Here is an 18,345-nt window from a genome sequence, read left to right on the forward strand (position 1 = left end):
CGGCGGCGGCAGCAACCGGCAGCGACGGCACGAGCAGCTGCGCGGTCTGGACGGTGGCGCCCGCAGGCCCGCCAATCTGATTCACGTCGAGGCTGGCGAGGGCCGATTCGCTTGCCACGAACTGCCCGGCGGTCGGCGCGGACAGCGCCAGCGTATCGCCGTTCCAGCGCTCGAGCTGCGCGAGGTTCGCGCGCGTGTCAAACTCGGTCTCGAGCGCGCGGATATCGCGCTCGGCCGACCGGATCTGGCCGTTGACGGTCTCAAGCTTCTTACGCTCGGCGGCCACCTGCAGCGAAACGAGGTAAAAGCCGAGTACGACGGCAACGCAGCCACCGAACCAGCCCACACCCTTCAACCGATACGCCGCCGTCATGTCGTCACCTCTTCCGTCCAAGGTTGCGCGGAGGTCCGCCGCGCCGTTCGTAAAGTCGCAGAGCGTGCGCGCGGATTGCGCGCCAGCTCGTCCTCGCCGGCGCGCACGGGGCGGCCGACATCGGTAAAACTCGGTTCTACCACGGTTTTTGCCTGTGGAAGATGACGGGAACCTGAAGGCGCACTACCCGACCGCGTGCGCAGGAACCGCTTCACCATGCGATCCTCCAGGCTGTGGAAGGTCACGATGGCGAGCCGTCCGCCGGGCTTGAGCGCACGCTCCGCCGCCAGCAGGCCATCGGCGAGCTCGCCGAGTTCGCGGTTAATATGGATCCGGATCGCCTGGAACGCGCGCGTCGCGGGGTCCTTCTTGTCGTGTGCCTTGTACCCCAGCGCGCGACGGACGACATGCGCGAGCTCGCCGGTGCGCGTCATCGGCCGCGCGGCAACGATCGCCCGCGCGACGCGACGTGACTTGGGCTCGTCGCCAAAATGATAGAGGACGTCGGCGATCTCGTCCTCGTCGGCCTCGTTCACGAAATCGGCGGCGGTCATGCCCGCCTGCGCCATCCGCATGTCGAGCGGCCCGTCCGACTGGAACGAAAAGCCGCGCTCGGCCTGGTCGAGCTGCATCGACGAGACGCCGATGTCGAGCGTGATGCCGTCGACGGGCAACGCGTCGCGTGCCTCGAGTTCGGCGACCATCGCGGAAAAGTCGGCGGCAACCAGCGTCAGCCGCTCCTCGCCATCGGCCCAGTCCTGTCCGGCGGCAATCGCGTCGGGGTCGCGGTCAAAGGCGATGACGCAGGCGCCGCGCGACAGCAGCGCCCGCGTATAGCCGCCCGCGCCGAACGTCCCGTCGACGATCGTCTCGCCGGGGGCAGGGGCGAGCGCGGCGATCACCTCGTCGAGCAGGACCGGAATGTGCGGGGCGGCGGGGATCGTCTCGCTCACAGCGAAATCCCCTTTTCGGCCATGTAGAAGCGCGCCATCTCCTTGACGACGGGGGGCATGTCGTCGGTCGCTACCAGCGCCGCGGGATCCCAGATCTCGATATAGTCGAGGACGCCGTAGAAGAATGCGTGCCCCTTTATCCCGGCATAGAAGCGCGGGAAGGCGGGCATGATGAAGCGGCCCGAGCCATCGAACGGCACGGCCTCGCCCGACGCCGCGCGACGTTTGATGTTATAGTCATATTCGCCGTCTTCACGGGTATTCTCGGCCTCGCGGCGGTCGAGCTTTTCGGCGAGCAGCGCGACATAACCCGGATCATAGGCGACCAGGCAGCGGTTCTTCTGGTGTGCGCCGATGATGATGGTTCCGCCGTCCTTGCCGTTCGCCTTGGGGGCATTTGCCGACAAGATCGTCCGAAGAGCGGAAGGGATGGCTACCCGGCCCTTGTCGTCGACAAGGCCGATGCCATCTCCTTGATATCGCCCTCGATCCGACACGCCAATATCCCGCGAATGGCGCGCACGTCTTCCCGCCTCGAACCGCAGCCTTCGCCGCGGCCCGGCCGCGCAATCGCGAACGGTGAACGTGCCCCTGTGTTAATCTCCGTCTATCACAGCGGAACGGGGACGCAACGGGATATTTGGGGATTTCCGGGAATCAAGCGCTGTATTGCCCTTGATCCGGGACCATGTGCCCTGCCGGGACGGCCCGGTGCGCACATTGATCTACGGCAAGATCGAGTCGACCCTGGCATGCGGACGCGCTGCGTGTCAGCGTGGTCCCGTGATTTCCCCGGCGCGGCAGCGACGGAAAGCCCGGATCAGTTCGGAGTAGCGGGTGCCTGTGCGTTGACGCTGGGTGCGAGGCCCATTTCCGCGAGTGGCTCGTCAGAGCCATCGGCGGCGGCGGTCGTATTCGACACGGCCATGTTCGCGACGACATCGGCCTGCGCCGAGCCGGCGGCGACCACGGGTCGTTCGCGCGTCGCCGACCCGATGATCGCGCTGGCGAGCCCGATGAAGATCACCACTGCGGCGAGCCCGATCATGCCGACCTTGATCCGCTGCATGGTTTGCGAAGGTGCGCGTTGCGTCTGCATCTTGTCGCGCGCATCTACCCGATCATCGCGCACTTGTCGAATTTCACCATCCCGCGGCGCGCCGCCGCCCTCGCTCACATCAGGCCCTTCGCCGCGCGCCATTCGGGATTGTACAGCGTCGAGAGGTAGCGGAACCCCGTATCGCACAGGATCGTCGCGATCCGCTTGCCCGGTCCGAGTTGCCGCGCCAGCGCGACTGCGCCCGCGACGTTGATCCCCGACGACAGGCCGAGGCACAGCCCCTCCTCGTCGAGCAACTGCCGGGTCCAGGCATAGCCTTCCGCATCCGAGATCCGGAACTGCGTATCGATCGGCGCGCCGTCGAGATTGGCGGTGATCCGCCCCTGCCCGATGCCTTCCGCAACCGAGGACCCTTCGGACTTCAGCTCGCCATGCGCATAATAGTTATACAGCGCAGCGCCGTGCGGATCGGTCAGCGCGATGCAGATCGCCTCGTCCTTCGCCTTCAGACCCAGGCCGACGCCAGCGATCGTCCCGCCCGTCCCCGCCGCGCAGGTGAAGCCATCGATCCGCTCGTCCATCTGCCGCCACAACTCTTCGGCGGTACCGATGATGTGCGCGTGGCGATTGGCGGTGTTGTCGAACTGGTTCGCCCAGATCGCGCCCGGCGTCTCCTCGGCGATGCGCCGCGACGTGTGCACGAAATGACACGGGTTGGAAAAGGCGGCGGCGGGCACGAGCACGAGTTCGGCACCCAGCGCGCGCAGCGTGTCCATCTTCTCGCGACTTTGCGTCTCGGGCATCACGATGATCGTCTTGTAGCCCTTGGCATTGGCGACCAGCGCCAGGCCGATCCCGGTATTGCCCGCGGTCCCCTCGACAATCGTCCCGCCCGGCTGGAGCAGGCCGCGTGCTCGGCATCCTCGACGATGAACAGCGCAGCGCGATCCTTGATCGAGGCGCCCGGATTGGTGAATTCGCACTTGCCGAAGATATCGCACCCCGTCGCGTCGCTCGGGCCCTTCAGTCGCACCAGCGGCGTATTCCCGATCAGCAAGCGTATCGGGGGCGGTCAGCGTGTCGGATCTCATCTGCATCGCCTGTAGATGGCGCCACTCCCGGTCCGCCACAAGCGCGCTAAAACTATCCACCGGACAAGCCGGCGCACCAAGCCCCGTCAGGCCGCCCCTTTCACGCCGCGTCGCTCCTCACCGCTTCGATGCGGGCCTGAACGCAATCCAGCGCGTCGGACAATTTGGCGCCGAGCAGCAATTCACCCCCCTCGTCGGCCAGGCAGAGCGCCTGGGTGATGAGCGTCGATATCGCCGACAGGCGCTCGGCGACAGGAATTTGGCCCGGCATGCAACGTCCTCTTACAACGGTTCCGTGAAATATAGTGGCAGATGCGTGACATCGGACGACCCCGGTGCCTTTATTCCCCCGCCGCTACCGGTCGAATGTGGTGGCGCAACACTGCCGGGCGCCATCGCCGATGCGACGAACCGGCGCATCCCGGGGATGACCCGTCCCGCCGCGCGCGCATCGCGGCCGCTACGGCTTGACGCGATTTGCTGCATGCGCGAAGCCCCGAAGATATGAAGAAGACGCTCCCCCTCACCGCCGTCGCCGCGCTGCTCGCGCTGGCTGCCTGCAACTCCAAACCGGCTGCACCCGAGGTGGTCGACAGCAATCCCGATCCGATGGCGAACCAGCTCGCCAATGCGGCACCGGTCGAGCTGCCGCCGTCGATCAAGTCGGAGCAGACGATGCGCTGCAAGGACAACAGCCTGGCCTATGTGACCTTCTTCCAGGGGGGCAAGCAGGCCGTGGTTCGTCTCAAGGAAGGCGGTCCGGCCACGACGCTCAAGGCGCCTGCCGAGGGTGAGCCACTGGTCGCCGACGGCGGCTGGTCGATGACGGGCACCGAGAAGTCGATCGAGCTGACCCAGCCGGGCAAGCCCGGCCAGACCTGCCACACCTGATCCTTCAGCCGGCCACGGCCGGATGATCCCGCGCCCCGGACGACCGCCAGCGTCGCCCGGGGCGTTGTTATGCCGCGATGCCTTGCCATCGGCGTCGCACGACGGCACGCTGGCCGTCATGGCAACCATCGCGATCTACAGCCTGAAGGGCGGCGTCGGGAAGACCACGCTGGCGGTCAATCTCGCCTGGTGTTCGGCAACCCGGTCGGCACGCCGCACGATCCTCTGGGACCTCGACCCGCAGGCCGCGAGCAGTTTCCTGCTGCACGGTACCGCCGGGCGGGATCAGGCCCAGGCGATGTTCTCCCGCGATATCAGCGTCGCCAAGCGCGCCCAGCCGACGCCGGTCGCGAAGCTCGACCTGATTACCGCCGACGCCTCGCTCCGCGGTCTCGACCAGCTGTTTCACACGCTCGACAAGAAAAAGCGGCTCGGCAAGTTGATCGGCGCGCTGACCGATTATGATCGCGTCCTGCTCGACTGCCGCCGGGTCTTACCGAAACCGCCGATCAGGTGATGCGCGCCGCCGATCTGATCGTCGTCCCCCGTCATCCCCTCGCCGCTGTCGCAGCGCGCCTATGAGGAGGTGATCCGCCATCTCGGCGGCAAGGTGCCCGTGCTGCCCGTCCATGCGATGGTCGATCGCCGGCGGCGCCTGCATGCCGACGCGCTGGCCGCCAACCCCGACTGGCCGGTCATTCCAATGAGCAGTGTGATCGAGGCGATGACCGTACAACGCGCGGCGGTCGGGGCCTTCGCACCGCGCTCGACCGCCGCGGCGGCGTTCGATCAGCTGTGGCGGACGATCGAACACCGGCTGGCGGCGGGGTCGGCAGCGGGCTAAGGCGCGACCGATGGATATTCTCGATCCGCGCCTCGTGCTTGGCGGCTATGCGGCCGGCGTCTTCCCGATGGCCGACAGCCGCGACGCGATCGACGTCTACTGGGTCGAGCCGCGCCAGCGCGCGGTCCTGCCGCTCGACGGGTTCCGGCTCTCACGCTCGCTGCGCAAGACCATCGTCGCGGACCGCTTCCGCGTCACCGTCGACACTGCGTTCGGCCAGATCCTCGCGCTCTGCGCCGAAAGCGTTGAGGGCCGGCCCGAGACGTGGATCAATGCGGGGATCGAGCGGGTCTTCCACACACTGCATCTGATGGGCTTTGCGCATTCGGTCGAATGCTGGGACGGCGACCGGCTGGTCGGCGGGCTATACGGGCTGGCGCTCGGGCGGGCCTTTTTCGGCGAAAGCATGGTCAGCCGCGCGACCGACGCGTCGAAGGTCGCGCTGGCGCATCTCGTCGCGCGGCTGAAGGCCGGCGGCTTCGATCTGCTTGATTGCCAGTTCCAGACTTCGCATCTCGAATCGCTCGGCGCAATCGAGATCGAGCGTGCCGATTATATCGCGTTGCTCGCCGCGGCGCTCGACGGGGTGGTCGGCTCGACCGGCTCGTCCGGTGCGGCTGCATCATTGGCCGCCACCGGGGATTTCTTCGCACTCGACCGCGCCGCCGCAGGTGCGCCCGACGATGTCGTATCCGGCCCGGTCGCGGGGAAGGTCATCGCGCAGCTCTTGGTCCAGACGTCGTAGATCGGATGCTGCACCGCGTTCAGCGCGGGGCGCTCCTTGTACAACCAGCCCGAAAATGTCCGCCGCCATTTCTTGTCGACGCCGCGGACGATCACCTGGACAAAGGCCCCCGTCAGCTGTTCGGGCTCCCAAGGCGCGGTCTGCTCGCAGGCCCGCAGGCGCAGGACGACGTCGCCCATCCGGGTCGCCTGTCCTGGCTTCAACGTGACGTCGCGCGTCACCCCGTTACGCTTGTTGAGCAGGCCGATCACCGCGACGCGCTCTGCCATCGGCGTCCCGCCATTGGCGAGCGCCGCGCTGCCCGTGTCGATCGTCTCGACCGACCCGTCACCGGCCTGATCGCCGCCCGGCAGATCCTGCTGGACCACGACGGTCGTATCGGCCTTGCGGTTCGTCCAGGCGCGATAGCCGAACCAGCCACCGACCGCGAGAACCACGACCAGGATCGCCGCAGCGATCCGGCGCTGCATCACTCAGGCACCCACGCTTCGTAATCGCCGGTCGCCGCAGCGCGCTGGCCACCCTTTTCCATCGCGCCCGTCGGGCGATAGGCGAGTGCGGTACCCGTCAGATTCGGCAGGGCGGGCTTCTGCCAGGGGCGGACCGGCGGCAGGGCACGATCAGGCACGTCGGCGACCTGATGATGCAGCCAGCTGAACCAGGCGGGCGGTACCCGGCTGGCGTCGGTCGCACCCTGATAGATCACCCAGCGGCGCGGATTGCCCGCGGTGTCCTTGCCGCCTTCATAATAGACGTTGCCGAGCGCGTCCTCGCCCATCCGCGTCTTGCCGCGAAGCCCGAATTTGGTGCCGAGCGTGGCGCCGTTCCACCACGTGAAGGTCGATGCGAGAAATCCCATAGCCGCCGCTTAGCGGGTGCACGCCGCGCCATCAACCTCGAACGCAGTGCCTGCGCCATGGCGGGACGGCACTTTGCGGCGGATATGGCGGTTCAGCCCGGCGCGCCCGGCCATTCGACGCGGTCGCCCTCGGCGATGCCGAGTTCCCCGGCACGCCCGCCCATGATCTCGAGGACCGCGCCGACGGGTTCGCCCGACGGGATCGGCGTTTCGGAGAAGGGGATCGTGTTCTCGGCGATCCGCGCGATCGTCCGGTCGGCGCGGATATAGATGATGTCGAGCGGGCTCGGCGTGTTCTTCATCCAGAAACTCGCCTCGCGCGGCCCGCTGCCGTCGGTCGGATAGGGCCAGAACAGCATGCCCCGATTCGGCTTGAGATCGGTCCGGTACATCAGCCCACGGGCCTGCTCCGCCTCGGTCTTGGCGCTCTCGACGGTGAACACATGCGCGCCGTTCGCGCTGTGGATCGTCACGGCCAGCGTCGCGGCGGCCTGACCCGGCGCAGCACCGGCGTTCGTGCCGGCCGCAGCGTCAGTGCCGGCGGCGTCGCCCGCACGGGCATCGCCGTTCGAACACGCGCAGAGGCCAAGCGCCAGAAGCGCGGCGAAGACGGTTTTACTCATTACATATATCCCCGGTTGCGGCGGGCGGGTTACCACGCCGGCGCGGATCGCTCCACCGTGACGGCCAGCGGCCCCTTGCGACCGGTCACGATTCGGGCCTGCAACGGCTGATCCGGCTCGACGACGTCGATCCCCGCCCGCCGCAGCGTTTCCATATGGATGAACACGTCACTGTCGTCGCTTGCCCGCACCAGGAAACCATAGCCCTTGAGCCGGTTGAACCACTTGACGACGACGGGTTCGAACGGGCCGGCTGCATCGATCAGCGCGACCGGATCGATCCGGTCGACCGGCGCCGCCGTGCCCGGTCGTGCCGCCGTCTCCTCGACCGCGCCGCTCAGATCGATCGAAAGGACTTCGCGCGCCTGGAACCCACGCCCGCGCTGCACCGCGACCACGTCGACCCGCGCGCCCTCTGGCAGGCTGCGCCGGCCATGCGGCTGGAGCACCGAGAAATGGATCAGGATATCGCCGATCGCCGTATCGTCAGCGACCGCGAAGCCGAAACCGCGCGTCACATCGAACCATTTGATCACCCCGCCGAGCACGGACGGCTCCGCGATAGCCTGTGCAGTCGCTTGTGCAGCGGGCTGATCGACGCCTTGATCGATGTCCGGCACTGCGCGCGGTCCGACAGCCGCTACCGCGTCCGGTACCGCGGCCGGCCTGTCCCCATCATATTGCGCTTCACTACGCATCGTTACGCACCCCTGCACCTTGCTAGCACGCTTCGTCGCAGCCGCAACAACCTGCAATGCGTCTTCACTCAAAATCTGTCGCATCGATTGTTTCAGACGGGGACGCGGCAAGAATTTTGCGTGCCAGATCGAAACCGTGGCCGGCGCGCACCATCGCGCTGAGCTGCTTTTGCCGCAGCGCACGATTCTCTGCCCCGCCCCCGTCGCTATCGTCCGACCGGGCATAGGGACCCAGCCGCTTGCGCTTCGCATAGGCCAGCGCCGCATCGACGTCGCGCGCCGCGATTTCAGGCGCGAGCGCATCGGCATCGGCCTCGTCGATCCCCGCCTCGCGAAACGCCCCCGCGACGCGCCGGGCACCCAGGCCGCGGCGCTGCATCGCTGCCGCCCGCGCCTCGGCGAAGCCGCGATCGTCGATATAGCCAAGATCCGCGAGCCTCTGCGCCAGCCCTTCGGGATCGGCGGGCGGCACCGCCGGACCGGTTTCGGGCGCCTCGACCCAGCCGCGCTCGCGTACCTTGCGCCGCAGATAATCGCTCAGGCGGCCGCGCGTGGTCGCGAATCGCTCGACATAGCGCAGCGCCAACCCCTCCAGTCCCGCGGCATCCAGCGGTTTTGGCGGGCGTTTCTCCTGTCTTTCTCGGCGGCGATCCTGGGTCACGCCATCATTGTGCCACACTGGGATAGGATTTTGAACGCCACGACCGTGCATGGCTGGCCTTTGCACGGTCTCAAGCGGCGGATGTCCCCGGACAGGCCGCGACGTGGAGGACAGGACGCACATGACGATCGACACCTTTCAGACGACGGCGACGAACGGGCTGGTAAAGCCTGCGGTCGCACCGTCGGCCGATCCGATGCCGGCGCAGCGCACGGCGACCCCCACCGCGGACACGCTACCGCGCCGCTTTGCCGACTTCGCGACACTTGGCGAGGCGCTGGACTATGCGGCGACGGGGCAGCGCGGCCTCAACTTCCATGACGCGCGCGGTACGCTCAGCCAGCCCTATCCCTATGCGACGCTGCGCCGGGACGCGCTGGCGATGGCCGACCGCCTGATCGCCGCCGGCGTCGCCCCTGCCGACCGCATCGCGCTGGTCGCGGAAACCGGCCCCGAATTCGCCGCGCTGTTCTTCGGTGTCGTCTATGCGGGCGCCTGGCCGGTGCCGCTGCCCCTGCCGACGTCGTTCGGCGGCCGCGATTCCTATATCGAACAGCTCCGCGTCCAGCTTTCGAGCTGCGATCCCAAGATGCTGATCTTCCCGCCCGAACTCGCGCAGATGGCGAGCGAGGCGGCGCGTCTGGCGGGCACGCACGGGATCGACTGGTCCGAATTCGCGACCCGCGAAGCCCCCGCCGCCACGCTGCCCGAGGCCCGTCCGGACGACATCGCCTATCTGCAATATTCGAGCGGCTCGACGCGCTTCCCGCACGGCGTCGTCATCACGCACGAGGCGTTGCTGAACAATCTCGCCGCGCACAGCCACGGCATGGAAGTCTGCGACACCGATCGCTGCGTGTCCTGGCTGCCCTGGTATCACGACATGGGGCTGGTCGGCTGTTTCCTGTCGCCGATCGCCAACCAGGTCTCGACAGATTACCTCAAGACCGAGGATTTCGCGCGCCGTCCGCTCGCTTGGCTCGATCTCATCAGCCGCAACACCGGCACGACGCTCAGCTATTCGCCGACCTTCGGCTATGACATCTGCGCGCGCCGCATGTCGTCGCAGACCAAGGCGAGCGACCGGTTCGACCTGTCGCGCTGGCGCGTCGCGGGCAATGGCGCCGACATGATCCGTCCCGACGTGATGCAGTCGTTCGTCGATGCCTTCGCCGATGCCGGGTTCCAGGCCTCCGCCTTCCTGCCCAGCTACGGCCTTGCCGAGGCGACGCTGGCGGTATCGCTGATGCCGCCGGGCGAAGGGATCCGCGTCGAGCTGGTCGAGGAAACCCAGTTGTCGGGCGGCGCGCGCGGCGAAGACCGTCCGCAGCGTTACCGGGCGATCGTCAATTGCGGCAAGCCGGTGCGCGACATGACGATCGAGATCCGCGAAGAGGACGGCACCCCCCTCCCCGAGCGCGCGATCGGCAAGGTCTGGTGCAAGGGCAAGTCGGTGATGGTCGGCTATTTCCGCGACGACGCCGCCACCGCGGCGTGCATGTCCGACGGCTGGCTCGATACCGGCGATATGGGCTATATGTCGGATGGCTATATCTACATCGTAGGCCGGGCGAAGGACATGATCATCGTCAACGGCAAGAACCACTGGCCGCAGGACATCGAATGGGCGGTCGAGCAGCTGCCCGGGTTCAAGGCGGGCGACATCGCCGCGTTCGCGATCACAACCCCGGGAGGCGAGGAAACCCCCGCCGTCCTTGTCCAGTGCCGCAGCTCCGACGAGGGTGAACGCCTGCGCCTTCGCGACGAGATCCGCGAACGCGTGCGTTCGGTGACGGGGATGAACTGCGTGATCGAATTGATCCCTCCCCGCACGCTGCCGCGCACCTCGTCGGGCAAGCTCAGCCGCGCCAAGGCGCGCAACCTGTACCTGAGCGGCGACATCAAGCCCTATGACATCGCTGCCTGACGTTGCCTGCCCCGCCGCACCGTCCCGCCAGTGCGGCGGGACGGTCGCGGCTCCTGCCCCCAACCCGGTTATTTTTCACAACGCAGGGGATGGGAACGTTGCGATAACCAACGTGCATTAAGCCCGGCGGTGTGAACAGACAGTCGCCTTCCGGATCCGATACGCCCCCGCCAACCATGCCGGCGCGTACACGAATGTCGACGCATCACATGCCCATCGACATGCGCGCGCTGCTCGCGCTGTCGGAAGGGTGCGATCCCAGGGAATGGGGCCGGCTTCGCGCGGCGCAGCTCGACGCCGGCCGGCAACTCGCCTGGTTCGCCCTCGCCGCCAACCTGCTCGCGACCGCCGTCTGTTCCGCATTGCTCTATCCCCGGATGCCGTTCTGGCAGGTCGCGTCATGGTCGACGCTCCTGATCGCGGGGACCGTGTGGGTGACCATCCGCCGCCGCCTCGCTCCCTCGCGCGCTGCCGGGCATGGCGGCAGGACGGATATCCGGGCAACCTTGTGGGAGGGGGGCAGCCTCGCTTTGGCCTGGTCGGTCATCCCGGTTTTCTTCTGCCCGCAGGTCCCGGTCGCGACCAGCATCGGGCTCGGGCTCACGCTGATGATCGTGATGACGGGGGCAGCCTTCGCGATGGCGCCGCTGCCGCTCGCCACGCTCATGTTCATCGGCACGCTCGGTTTCGTATCGTTCGTCCAGCTCATGCTGATGCACGCGGTTGCGATCGCCGGGGGGGGTGCTCGCCTTCACGCTGTTGCTGATGACCGCCTGCCTCAGCCGGCGCGCGCGCTGGTCACGATCCACAATGCGCAGGCGGTGCTCGACGAACGCGACGAGACGATCAGCGTGCTCCTGCTCGAATTTGAGGAGAGCGCTGCCGAATGGCTGTGGGAGACCGACGCGACACGACGCGTGATCCGGCCCAGCGCCCGTTTCGCGCGGGCGTGCGGTCGCGCGCCAGCAGATATCGACGGCATGCCGATCCTCCAGCTGCTCGCCGGACCATCCTGGGACAGCGGCACGTTCGCGGCAGGCCTGCGCGCGCTTGCCGAAAAGCTGCGCAACCGGGACAGCTTCGTCAACCTGAGACTGCCGATCCGCTTTACCGAACAGGAGCGCTGGTGGCAGCTGGCCGCCGCGCCGCGATACGACGACCGCGGAATATTCTGCGGTTTCCGCGGCGTCGGCGCGGATGTCACGGACCAGCGCGCCTCCGCGGACAAGATCAACCGCATGGCGCGGTTCGACACGTTGACCGGGCTGCCCAACCGTCGGCTGATCACCGAGACGCTGTCCGACGCGATGATCGCGGCGGAGGCCTGTGGCGGACGCTGCGCGTTCATGATGCTCGATCTCGACCGGTTCAAGGCGGTCAACGACACGCTCGGCCACCCGGTCGGCGACCGGCTGCTGTGCCAGGTCGCGGAACGGCTCGGCCACATGATGAGCGCGAACGAATCCTGCGGGCGGCTTGGCGGCGACGAGTTCGCGCTCGTCGTCCGCGACGCCAGCGATACGGGCGCGGTCGAGGAGCTCGCCGGACGCATCATCACCGCATTGTCGCGGCCCTACGACGTCGATCACTATACGCTGCATATCGGCGCCAGCATCGGGCTTGCCTTCGGGCCGCGCGACGGGCGCACGTCGGAGATGCTGATCCGGTCCGCCGATCTGGCGCTCTATCGCGCCAAGGATGCCGGTCGCGGTGTGTTTCGCGTCTACGAACCCGCGCTTTACGTCCAGGCGGAGGAGCGGCGGGTGCTTGAGATCGCGCTGCGCGGCGCACTCGATCGGGGTGAGATGTCCCTCGCCTATCAGCCGATCATCGACACGCAGGGCGGCATGCTGCGCGGCTTCGAGGCGCTGCTGCGCTGGGAAAGCCCGGAGTTCGGCATGGTCCCGCCGTCCCGCTTCATCCCGCTCGCCGAAGACGCACGGATCATCGCGCAGATCGGCGCCTGGGTCCTGCGCACCGCCTGCGCCGAAGCCGCGAGTTGGCCGGAGGGTCTGCGCATCGCCGTCAACGTATCGCCGGTCCAGCTGCAGAATGACGGTTTCGTCACGACCGTCGCGACCGTACTCGCCGACAGCGGACTGTCAGCCGACCGGCTCGAGCTCGAGGTTACCGAGGGCGTCTTCCTGCGCGAGGATCGTGGCGCGACGACGACCCTCGCGCGTATCCTCGACCTTGGCGTACGCCTGAGCCTCGATGATTTCGGCATTGGCCACTCGTCGCTGGGCTATCTCAGCCGCACCCGCTTTTCCTCGATCAAGATCGACGGCAGCTTTGTCCGTGCCGCAGCGCGCGGCGGCCGTGAGGCGCTGGCGATCATCCGCGCGGTGGTCGCGCTCGCGCAAAGCCTCGACATCGCGACCATCGCCGAAGGCGTGGAGACGCAGGACGAGCGCCAGCTTGTCGCGGCACTCGGCTGTACGCACGCGCAAGGCGATCTGTTCGGCCGCGCGCTCCCCGTCACCGAAACCCGCACGCTGGCGGAGCGCGACTGGACTGATTCGGCCGCGGCCTGATGTCGCAATGACGCGTCAGCCGAGCATCCCGGCATAGCTTTGCAGCGGCGGCGGCAGCAGGATCGCCCGGGCCAGACACCCCCGACGACGACGACCAGCGCGCACAGGCTGATCTGCATCGACCTGCGCCGGTCGTGCACCCGATCAGCGCCAGAAGGCTTTCCGGTCGAGCAGCGCCGAGTGCGCCGCGGCAGCGCGGTCGAGCCGCTTGGCGTGTTTGCGATCGTCGACCAGCGCCGCTTCATTATCCTCCATCCCCAGCCGGGCGAGGATCGCGGGCACCGTTGCCGCGTCGTTCAGCGTGCCGAGCCGGTCCTGCAGCGTTTCGAGCGTCGAGACGAACTTGGCCTGCCGCTTTTGCTGCGCCGTATCGGCGAACAGGTCCGCGAAGAATTCCGTCGCATAGCGCAGCGTCTTGGCGTCCTTGCGGATCGCATGGCGTTCGTCGTCCGTCAGCAGCGCGAGCGATGGCGCGCCAATCTTGAGCGCCTTGCGTCGCTTGCGGAGCGCCGCCGCTGCAAATTCGCGGGCGGGCGCCTCGCGCACCTCCCGCGTCGCGTCCGCCGTCGACCAGTCGCCGACCGCAAGCCACTGCGTCAGATCGAGCATCACCGCCCGCACGCGCGACGACTCCAGCGCCACATCGACCTCGTCATAGGCCAGACCGCGCGCCGCCTCGATCCGGTCAAAGACGTCCCCCGCGCCCAGCTTCGCCGCCGCCATGTCCGCCAGCACGTCGAGATCGCGCGCCTGCCCCAGCGTCTGCGCCAGCCAGCGCAGCTCGGACCGGAAATGGGCCGTCTGCTCGCGTCCCAGCACGCGCTTGAAGAGCCCGAGCGCGGCGCGCGTCCGCCGCAACGCGACACGCGCCTGGTGCAGCGCTTCCGGCGCGCGCGTCTCGAGCAGGATCGTCTCGTTCAGCCGATAATGCCGCAGGCAGGCGCCAATAACCATCCGGAGCGCCTCGATCGTCGTCGCGTCGCCATCGAGCGATACCGGCTCGGCCTTGAAGGCGCGACGCACCGGCCCGGTCAGGCCGTAACCGCGCTCGGACTTGGTCACGACGCCGAGCCGCAGCGGCACCATATCCGCGATCCGGCGGGCCAGCGTGAACAGCGCGGTCGGGTCGCCGCGCTTGAGTTCGATCTCGACTTCGCAGACCGGCGACTGCCGCTCGCCAACCCGGACCATCCCGCGGTCCAGCACGAGCTCGATCTCCGCCCCGTTCTCGCTGATCTCCCAGCTGCGTCGTTCCACCGACACGGTGAAGGCCGGCGCGAGCCGTTCGGTCGTCCCGTCGAGCAGCGCGAAGACCGGCGTGGTGTCGTCGAGACGCGGACGATCGTCCATGACCGGCCGTTCCCATTCGGGGCGTGAAAACAGCCCGGCGCCCTTTGCCGGGTCGATCTTGATCGTCTGGATCCGCGTATCGCCCGCGCGCCGGATCCGCAGCGACGCGCCGTGCTTCCGTAGCGTTTGCTCGGGCGTGTCGAAATAGATCGCCTCGAGCATCGTGGTACGGGTCGCCTCATCCGACGGCAGTTCGCGCGCGACCTGGTCCGCGGCGTCCGCCGTCAGGACGAGCTTCAATTCAACTTCCTGCATCATCCGCGTATCCGATCTGCGTCCCCCCTCGACATAACGCATATCGGCGATTGAAGGGCCAACCGGATGTGCCCGCTGCGGCTAGCTTGGCAGCTCGTCGCGGCGGCCGCGGCCGTCATGGACGGTGCGGATGATGCTGCTGACACTGACCGGGGGGCGTCGGGATGTGCAGCGCCTGCGTCGGTGTACCGATCACCGCCGCGCGGGCACGCAGGCTGGATTTCAGGAACAACGTCTCCGATGCGAGGAAACGCCGCGGCGTCGTGCCGAGGAACGTTGTCGCGTCGCGCAGGAAATGGGACGCGTCGAAATAGCTGCTGTCGATCGCCGAATAATCGACATGGCCATCGGGCCGGATCAGCCGGATGAACGACCGCAGGAAGCGCGCGCGCCGCAACAGCATCTTGGGCAGCATACCGAAATGGCGGGTGGCGAGCCGCCTGAGCGCGTGCGTCTCGATCCCCAGCCGGTCGGCGACATCCTGCATCTCGATCACCCCGTCGGTCACCGTCAGCGCGGCGAATGCACGGATCAGTTCCTCCTGCGGGTGCCGGCGCTGGAACAGCGGTTCCAGCACGTCGTCTAGGAACGGCTTGATCATCGCATCGTCGGACAGCGCGTCGAGCCCCGTCGTCAGCCGGCGCGACACTTCCGGACCGAGCAGCGTCTCGAGCGGCACGATGCGGTTGCGGAAATCACCCGCCAGCCGCGACGTCATCCGGGACCAGCCGATCGCGCTGATTCCGATCCCGACCGCGACGCCGCCATGCGTGACGGTGCGAAACGCGCGGCTGGTCGGGCCGTAGAGACTGGCGCGCTCGAGCGGCCCGAACCGGTGGTTGCCGATCGCCACGGTGATCGGCCCCGCATCCGCCAGAATAGAAATCATAACTGGTGCAGGTAGATACCAGTTGACGAGCGGATTGCGATCACTGGCCGAATAGATCGCATATCCGGTCAGGCATTCGGCAAGGCTTGCCTGGGGCAAGTCATACCGCATCCGCATTCCCGGTGGCATCGCAAATTTTTCCGGCGATACACCCGGAGAGTGTGTTCCACCAAAAACTTGATCTACGTTCATACCACCCACTCGTTTCTGTACGGAAGTATCCGCGCGCTTGCGGCCTATGGCTATACTGCTTTGCAGCGAAATGCTAGTTGTCCTATAATCTGGCTTAGTATTGATTGGCTTCAATACTTTGCCCGTTCTTCGCCGGGTCTCGACATTGAAGACCGGCCACCGCCGCCGCCGTCCCGATGATGGACGTCGCGCTCGCGCCGCCTCGCGCGGCACAGCAGGGATGCGGGATTGATGGGGTTGACACTGGTATCGGCATCGCTTCTCGGTGCCGCCGAACCCATCAGGAAAGAACAGCGATGACAGTGATCGTAACCGGCGCCGCCGGCTTCATCGGCATGCATGTCGCGGACGCGTTGCTGGCACGTGGCGAGACGGTGTTCGGCATCGACGAATGCAACGCCTATTACGACCCCGCGCTCAAGGCGGCGCGGCTCGCCTATCTGCGTGACCGGCACGGCGCGGCCTTCACCTTCGCCAAGCTCGATTTCGCGGATACGCCCGCGCTCGACGCGGCGGTGGCAGGCCTCGACATCGACCGGATCGTCCATCTCGGTGCGCAGGCCGGCGTCCGCTACTCGATCGAGAATCCGATGGCCTATGCCCGGGCCAATCTGGTCGGGCATCTCAACATCCTCGAACTCGCGCGCGCGCGGCAAGTCCGGCACCTGGTCTACGCCTCGTCCTCGTCGGTCTATGGCGGCAATGACAGCGTGCCCTTCCGCGTCGAGGATCGCACCGACCGCCCGCTGTCGCTCTATGCCGCGACGAAGAAGTCGAACGAGCTGATGAGCGAGAGCTACGCGCATCTCTATCGCCTGCCGCAGACCGGGCTGCGCTTCTTCACCGTCTACGGCCCCTGGGGTCGTCCCGACATGATGATGTGGATCTTCACCAAGGCGATCCTCGCCGGCGAGCCCATTCCGGTGTTCAATGCAGGCCGGATGGAGCGCGACTTCACCTATATCGACGACATCGTCGCCGGCATCGTCGCCGCGCTCGATGCGCCGCCTGCGGATGACGGCCAGGCGAAGCCCGGCGGCAGCATGGGGCCGCACCGCGTCTACAATATCGGCAACAGTCGCGCCGAACAGCTCGGCGAGGTCATCGACGTGCTCGAGCAGGCGATCGGTCGCAAGGCGATCCGCCAGGACCTGCCGATGCAGGCGGGCGATGTCGTGCGCACCTGCGCCGATGTCAGCGCGATCGGCAACGATCTCGGCTTCGCCCCCACCACCAGCATCACCGAGGGCGTGCCACGCTTCATCCGATGGTATCGCGACTATCACGGCGTCTAGGCGTTAGGATGGTCGAGACCGAACCCCGAGCCCACCCTTTTGATGCACGGAGCAGCCCGATGACCGACGCCCCGACCTATACCCCCCCCGGCAATCTGGACCTGGAACCGCGACAATGGCGGCCGGTTCGCCGCGATCAACCGGCCGGTTGCCGGATCGACGCATGACAAGGAGCTGCCGGTCGGGCGCCACCCGCTGCAGCTCTATTCGCTCGGCACGCCGAACGGGGTGAAGGTCACGATCATGCTCGAGGAGCTGCTCGCGCTCGGCCATGCCGGCGCCGAATATGACGCCTGGCTGATCCGGATCAACGAAGGCGACCAGTTCGGCAGCGGCTTTGTCGAGATCAATCCCAATTCCAAGATCCCGGCGCTCATGGATCGCAGCGGCACGACGCCGCTGCCGATCTTCGAATCCGGCGCGATCCTGATGCATCTCGCGGAGAAATTCGGCGCGTTCCTACCGACCGAACCGGCAGCGCGCGCGACCTGCTTGTCCTGGCTGTTCTGGCAGGTCGGCAGCGGCCCGTTCGTCGGCGGCGGCTTCGGCCATTTCTACGCCTATGCGCCGGTCAAGATCGAGTATGCGATCGACCGGTTCGCGATGGAGGCCAAGCGCCAACTCGACGTGCTCGACCGGCGTCTTGCCGACAGCGCGTATCTGGCCGGTGCCGCCTATACGATCGCCGACATGGCCGCCTGGCCTTGGTACGGGGCGCTGGTCCAGGGCCAGCTCTACGACGCCGGTGAGTTCCTTCAGGTCCAGGACTATCCGAACGTGAAGCGCTGGGCGGATGCGATCGGCGCACGCCCCGCGGTCCAGCGTGGCCGCATGGTCAACCGCGTCATGGGCGATCCTGCAAGCCAGCTCCACGAACGCCATGACGCCACGGATTTTGCGACCCGTGCACAGGACAAGTTAAGCCCGCCATCATGAATGGCGCGATAAATGCTGTGGTGCAGCATTACTGAAAACATTGCGCGCGATTAGTGTATTTGGAGAAGTTTGCCCAAGTAATCCATTTAGTTGCAACTTTATCTCCCAGCTCCCGTTCCTTGAACCGTTGTGCACACAGGATCGCCCGCCAGAGGCGATCGAGGCCGAC

Annotated in this window: 16 protein-coding genes and 4 pseudogenes; 7 read left to right on the forward strand and 13 right to left on the reverse strand. The window is 67.1% G+C overall.

Features of this window, described 5'->3' with window-relative positions; genetic code table 11:
• From NI18_RS03390 to NI18_RS24945, 6 genes and pseudogenes are all read right to left on the reverse strand, one after another.
• Positions 1-373 (reverse strand): annotated as a pseudogene (locus NI18_RS03390) (hypothetical protein); the annotation flags it as partial.
• Positions 370-1,326, reverse strand: a complete 957-nt coding sequence (gene rsmH / locus NI18_RS03395) for a 16S rRNA (cytosine(1402)-N(4))-methyltransferase RsmH (RefSeq protein WP_031440796.1) — start codon at positions 1,324-1,326, stop codon at positions 370-372. The gene rsmH and the pseudogene NI18_RS03390, both read right to left, overlap by 4 nt.
• Entirely contained in the window at positions 1,323-1,733 is a 411-nt protein-coding gene (locus NI18_RS03400) for a division/cell wall cluster transcriptional repressor MraZ (protein ID WP_320481608.1), read from the reverse strand. The genes rsmH and NI18_RS03400 overlap by 4 nt, the downstream gene beginning before the upstream one ends.
• Before the next feature lie 413 nt (positions 1,734-2,146).
• Complete coding sequence (locus NI18_RS03405; RefSeq protein ID WP_236559127.1) at positions 2,147-2,425, reverse strand: hypothetical protein; 279 nt, start codon at positions 2,423-2,425, stop codon at positions 2,147-2,149.
• 74 nt (positions 2,426-2,499) lie between these two features.
• A pseudogene (locus NI18_RS03410) lies at positions 2,500-3,449 on the reverse strand (cysteine synthase A).
• A 128-nt stretch (positions 3,450-3,577) separates the two neighbouring features.
• Complete coding sequence (locus NI18_RS24945) at positions 3,578-3,748, reverse strand: hypothetical protein (protein WP_157840482.1); 171 nt, start codon at positions 3,746-3,748, stop codon at positions 3,578-3,580.
• Positions 3,749-3,981: 233 nt separating this feature from the next.
• On the opposite strand from NI18_RS24945, the gene NI18_RS03415 reads away from it, so the two are divergent.
• From NI18_RS03415 to aat, 3 genes and pseudogenes are all read left to right on the forward strand, one after another.
• A complete protein-coding gene (locus tag NI18_RS03415) occupies positions 3,982-4,368 on the forward strand; it encodes a hypothetical protein (protein ID WP_031395590.1) in 387 nt (128 codons plus the stop codon).
• 118 nt (positions 4,369-4,486) lie between these two features.
• A pseudogene (locus tag NI18_RS03420) lies at positions 4,487-5,212 on the forward strand (ParA family protein).
• 10 nt (positions 5,213-5,222) lie between these two features.
• A complete protein-coding gene (aat, locus tag NI18_RS03425; RefSeq protein ID WP_031440792.1) occupies positions 5,223-5,957 on the forward strand; it encodes a leucyl/phenylalanyl-tRNA--protein transferase in 735 nt (244 codons plus the stop codon).
• A gap of 35 nt (positions 5,958-5,992) precedes the next feature.
• On the opposite strand, the pseudogene NI18_RS27785 reads toward aat, so the two are convergent.
• The 5 genes and pseudogenes from NI18_RS27785 to NI18_RS03450 form a co-directional block, all read right to left on the reverse strand.
• Positions 5,993-6,427, reverse strand: a pseudogene (locus NI18_RS27785) (DUF2155 domain-containing protein); the annotation flags it as partial.
• Positions 6,427-6,816, reverse strand: a complete 390-nt coding sequence (locus NI18_RS03435) for an NADH:ubiquinone oxidoreductase subunit NDUFA12 (RefSeq protein WP_031395586.1) — start codon at positions 6,814-6,816, stop codon at positions 6,427-6,429. The pseudogene NI18_RS27785 and the gene NI18_RS03435, both read right to left, overlap by 1 nt.
• 92 nt (positions 6,817-6,908) lie before the next feature.
• Complete coding sequence (locus NI18_RS03440; RefSeq protein ID WP_037528134.1) at positions 6,909-7,439, reverse strand: DUF192 domain-containing protein; 531 nt, start codon at positions 7,437-7,439, stop codon at positions 6,909-6,911.
• Positions 7,440-7,468: 29 nt separating this feature from the next.
• Positions 7,469-8,137: a cold shock domain-containing protein gene (locus tag NI18_RS03445; RefSeq protein WP_084215012.1), complete on the reverse strand. Its 669-nt coding sequence runs from the start codon at positions 8,135-8,137 to the stop codon at positions 7,469-7,471.
• A 64-nt stretch (positions 8,138-8,201) separates the two neighbouring features.
• On the reverse strand, positions 8,202-8,723 hold the full coding sequence (locus tag NI18_RS03450; protein ID WP_306286213.1) for a RecX family transcriptional regulator: 522 nt from the start codon (positions 8,721-8,723) through the stop codon (positions 8,202-8,204).
• 271 nt (positions 8,724-8,994) lie between these two features.
• Between NI18_RS03450 and NI18_RS03455 the strand changes: the two genes are divergently transcribed.
• Both NI18_RS03455 and NI18_RS03460 read left to right on the forward strand, forming a co-directional pair.
• Positions 8,995-10,725, forward strand: a complete 1,731-nt coding sequence (locus tag NI18_RS03455; RefSeq protein ID WP_037528158.1) for a fatty acyl-AMP ligase — start codon at positions 8,995-8,997, stop codon at positions 10,723-10,725.
• 209 nt (positions 10,726-10,934) lie between these two features.
• Positions 10,935-13,259: an EAL domain-containing protein gene (locus tag NI18_RS03460; protein ID WP_306286214.1), complete on the forward strand. Its 2,325-nt coding sequence runs from the start codon at positions 10,935-10,937 to the stop codon at positions 13,257-13,259.
• Between the two features lie 144 nt (positions 13,260-13,403).
• On the opposite strand, the gene NI18_RS03465 is transcribed toward NI18_RS03460, so the two are convergent.
• A complete protein-coding gene (locus NI18_RS03465) occupies positions 13,404-14,867 on the reverse strand; it encodes a CHAD domain-containing protein (protein WP_031440785.1) in 1,464 nt (487 codons plus the stop codon).
• A 112-nt stretch (positions 14,868-14,979) separates the two neighbouring features.
• The gene (locus tag NI18_RS03470; protein ID WP_157840483.1) at positions 14,980-15,864 is read right to left on the reverse strand and encodes a helix-turn-helix domain-containing protein; all 885 of its coding nucleotides are present in this window, start codon (positions 15,862-15,864) and stop codon (positions 14,980-14,982) included.
• 377 nt (positions 15,865-16,241) lie between these two features.
• On the opposite strand from NI18_RS03470, the gene NI18_RS03475 reads away from it, so the two are divergent.
• Entirely contained in the window at positions 16,242-17,240 is a 999-nt protein-coding gene (locus NI18_RS03475) for an NAD-dependent epimerase/dehydratase family protein (protein ID WP_037528139.1), read from the forward strand.
• A 78-nt stretch (positions 17,241-17,318) separates the two neighbouring features.
• Complete coding sequence (gene yghU / locus NI18_RS03480; protein WP_037528142.1) at positions 17,319-18,176, forward strand: glutathione-dependent disulfide-bond oxidoreductase; 858 nt, start codon at positions 17,319-17,321, stop codon at positions 18,174-18,176.
• Positions 18,177-18,345: the final 169 nt, after the last annotated feature.

Origin of the sequence: Sphingomonas sp. Ant20 (assembly GCF_000783375.1) — a bacterium.
Taxonomy (GTDB): domain Bacteria; phylum Pseudomonadota; class Alphaproteobacteria; order Sphingomonadales; family Sphingomonadaceae; genus Sphingomonas; species Sphingomonas aerolata.

What these genes read in the sequence shown, in the direction of transcription:
- NI18_RS03405 (WP_236559127.1), bottom strand. Translation starts at nt 2,425, where the DNA reads ATGCAGACGCAACGCGCACCTTCGCAAACCATGCAGCGGATCAAGGTC.
- NI18_RS24945 (WP_157840482.1), bottom strand. Translation starts at nt 3,748, where the DNA reads ATGCCGGGCCAAATTCCTGTCGCCGAGCGCCTGTCGGCGATATCGACG.
- NI18_RS03415 (WP_031395590.1), top strand. Translation starts at nt 3,982, where the DNA reads ATGAAGAAGACGCTCCCCCTCACCGCCGTCGCCGCGCTGCTCGCGCTG.
- aat (WP_031440792.1), top strand. Translation starts at nt 5,223, where the DNA reads ATGGATATTCTCGATCCGCGCCTCGTGCTTGGCGGCTATGCGGCCGGC.
- NI18_RS03435 (WP_031395586.1), bottom strand. Translation starts at nt 6,816, where the DNA reads ATGGGATTTCTCGCATCGACCTTCACGTGGTGGAACGGCGCCACGCTC.
- NI18_RS03440 (WP_037528134.1), bottom strand. Translation starts at nt 7,439, where the DNA reads ATGAGTAAAACCGTCTTCGCCGCGCTTCTGGCGCTTGGCCTCTGCGCG.
- NI18_RS03445 (WP_084215012.1), bottom strand. Translation starts at nt 8,137, where the DNA reads ATGCGTAGTGAAGCGCAATATGATGGGGACAGGCCGGCCGCGGTACCG.
- NI18_RS03455 (WP_037528158.1), top strand. Translation starts at nt 8,995, where the DNA reads ATGCCGGCGCAGCGCACGGCGACCCCCACCGCGGACACGCTACCGCGC.
- NI18_RS03460 (WP_306286214.1), top strand. Translation starts at nt 10,935, where the DNA reads ATGCCCATCGACATGCGCGCGCTGCTCGCGCTGTCGGAAGGGTGCGAT.
- NI18_RS03465 (WP_031440785.1), bottom strand. Translation starts at nt 14,867, where the DNA reads ATGATGCAGGAAGTTGAATTGAAGCTCGTCCTGACGGCGGACGCCGCG.
- NI18_RS03470 (WP_157840483.1), bottom strand. Translation starts at nt 15,864, where the DNA reads ATGCGGTATGACTTGCCCCAGGCAAGCCTTGCCGAATGCCTGACCGGA.
- NI18_RS03475 (WP_037528139.1), top strand. Translation starts at nt 16,242, where the DNA reads ATGACAGTGATCGTAACCGGCGCCGCCGGCTTCATCGGCATGCATGTC.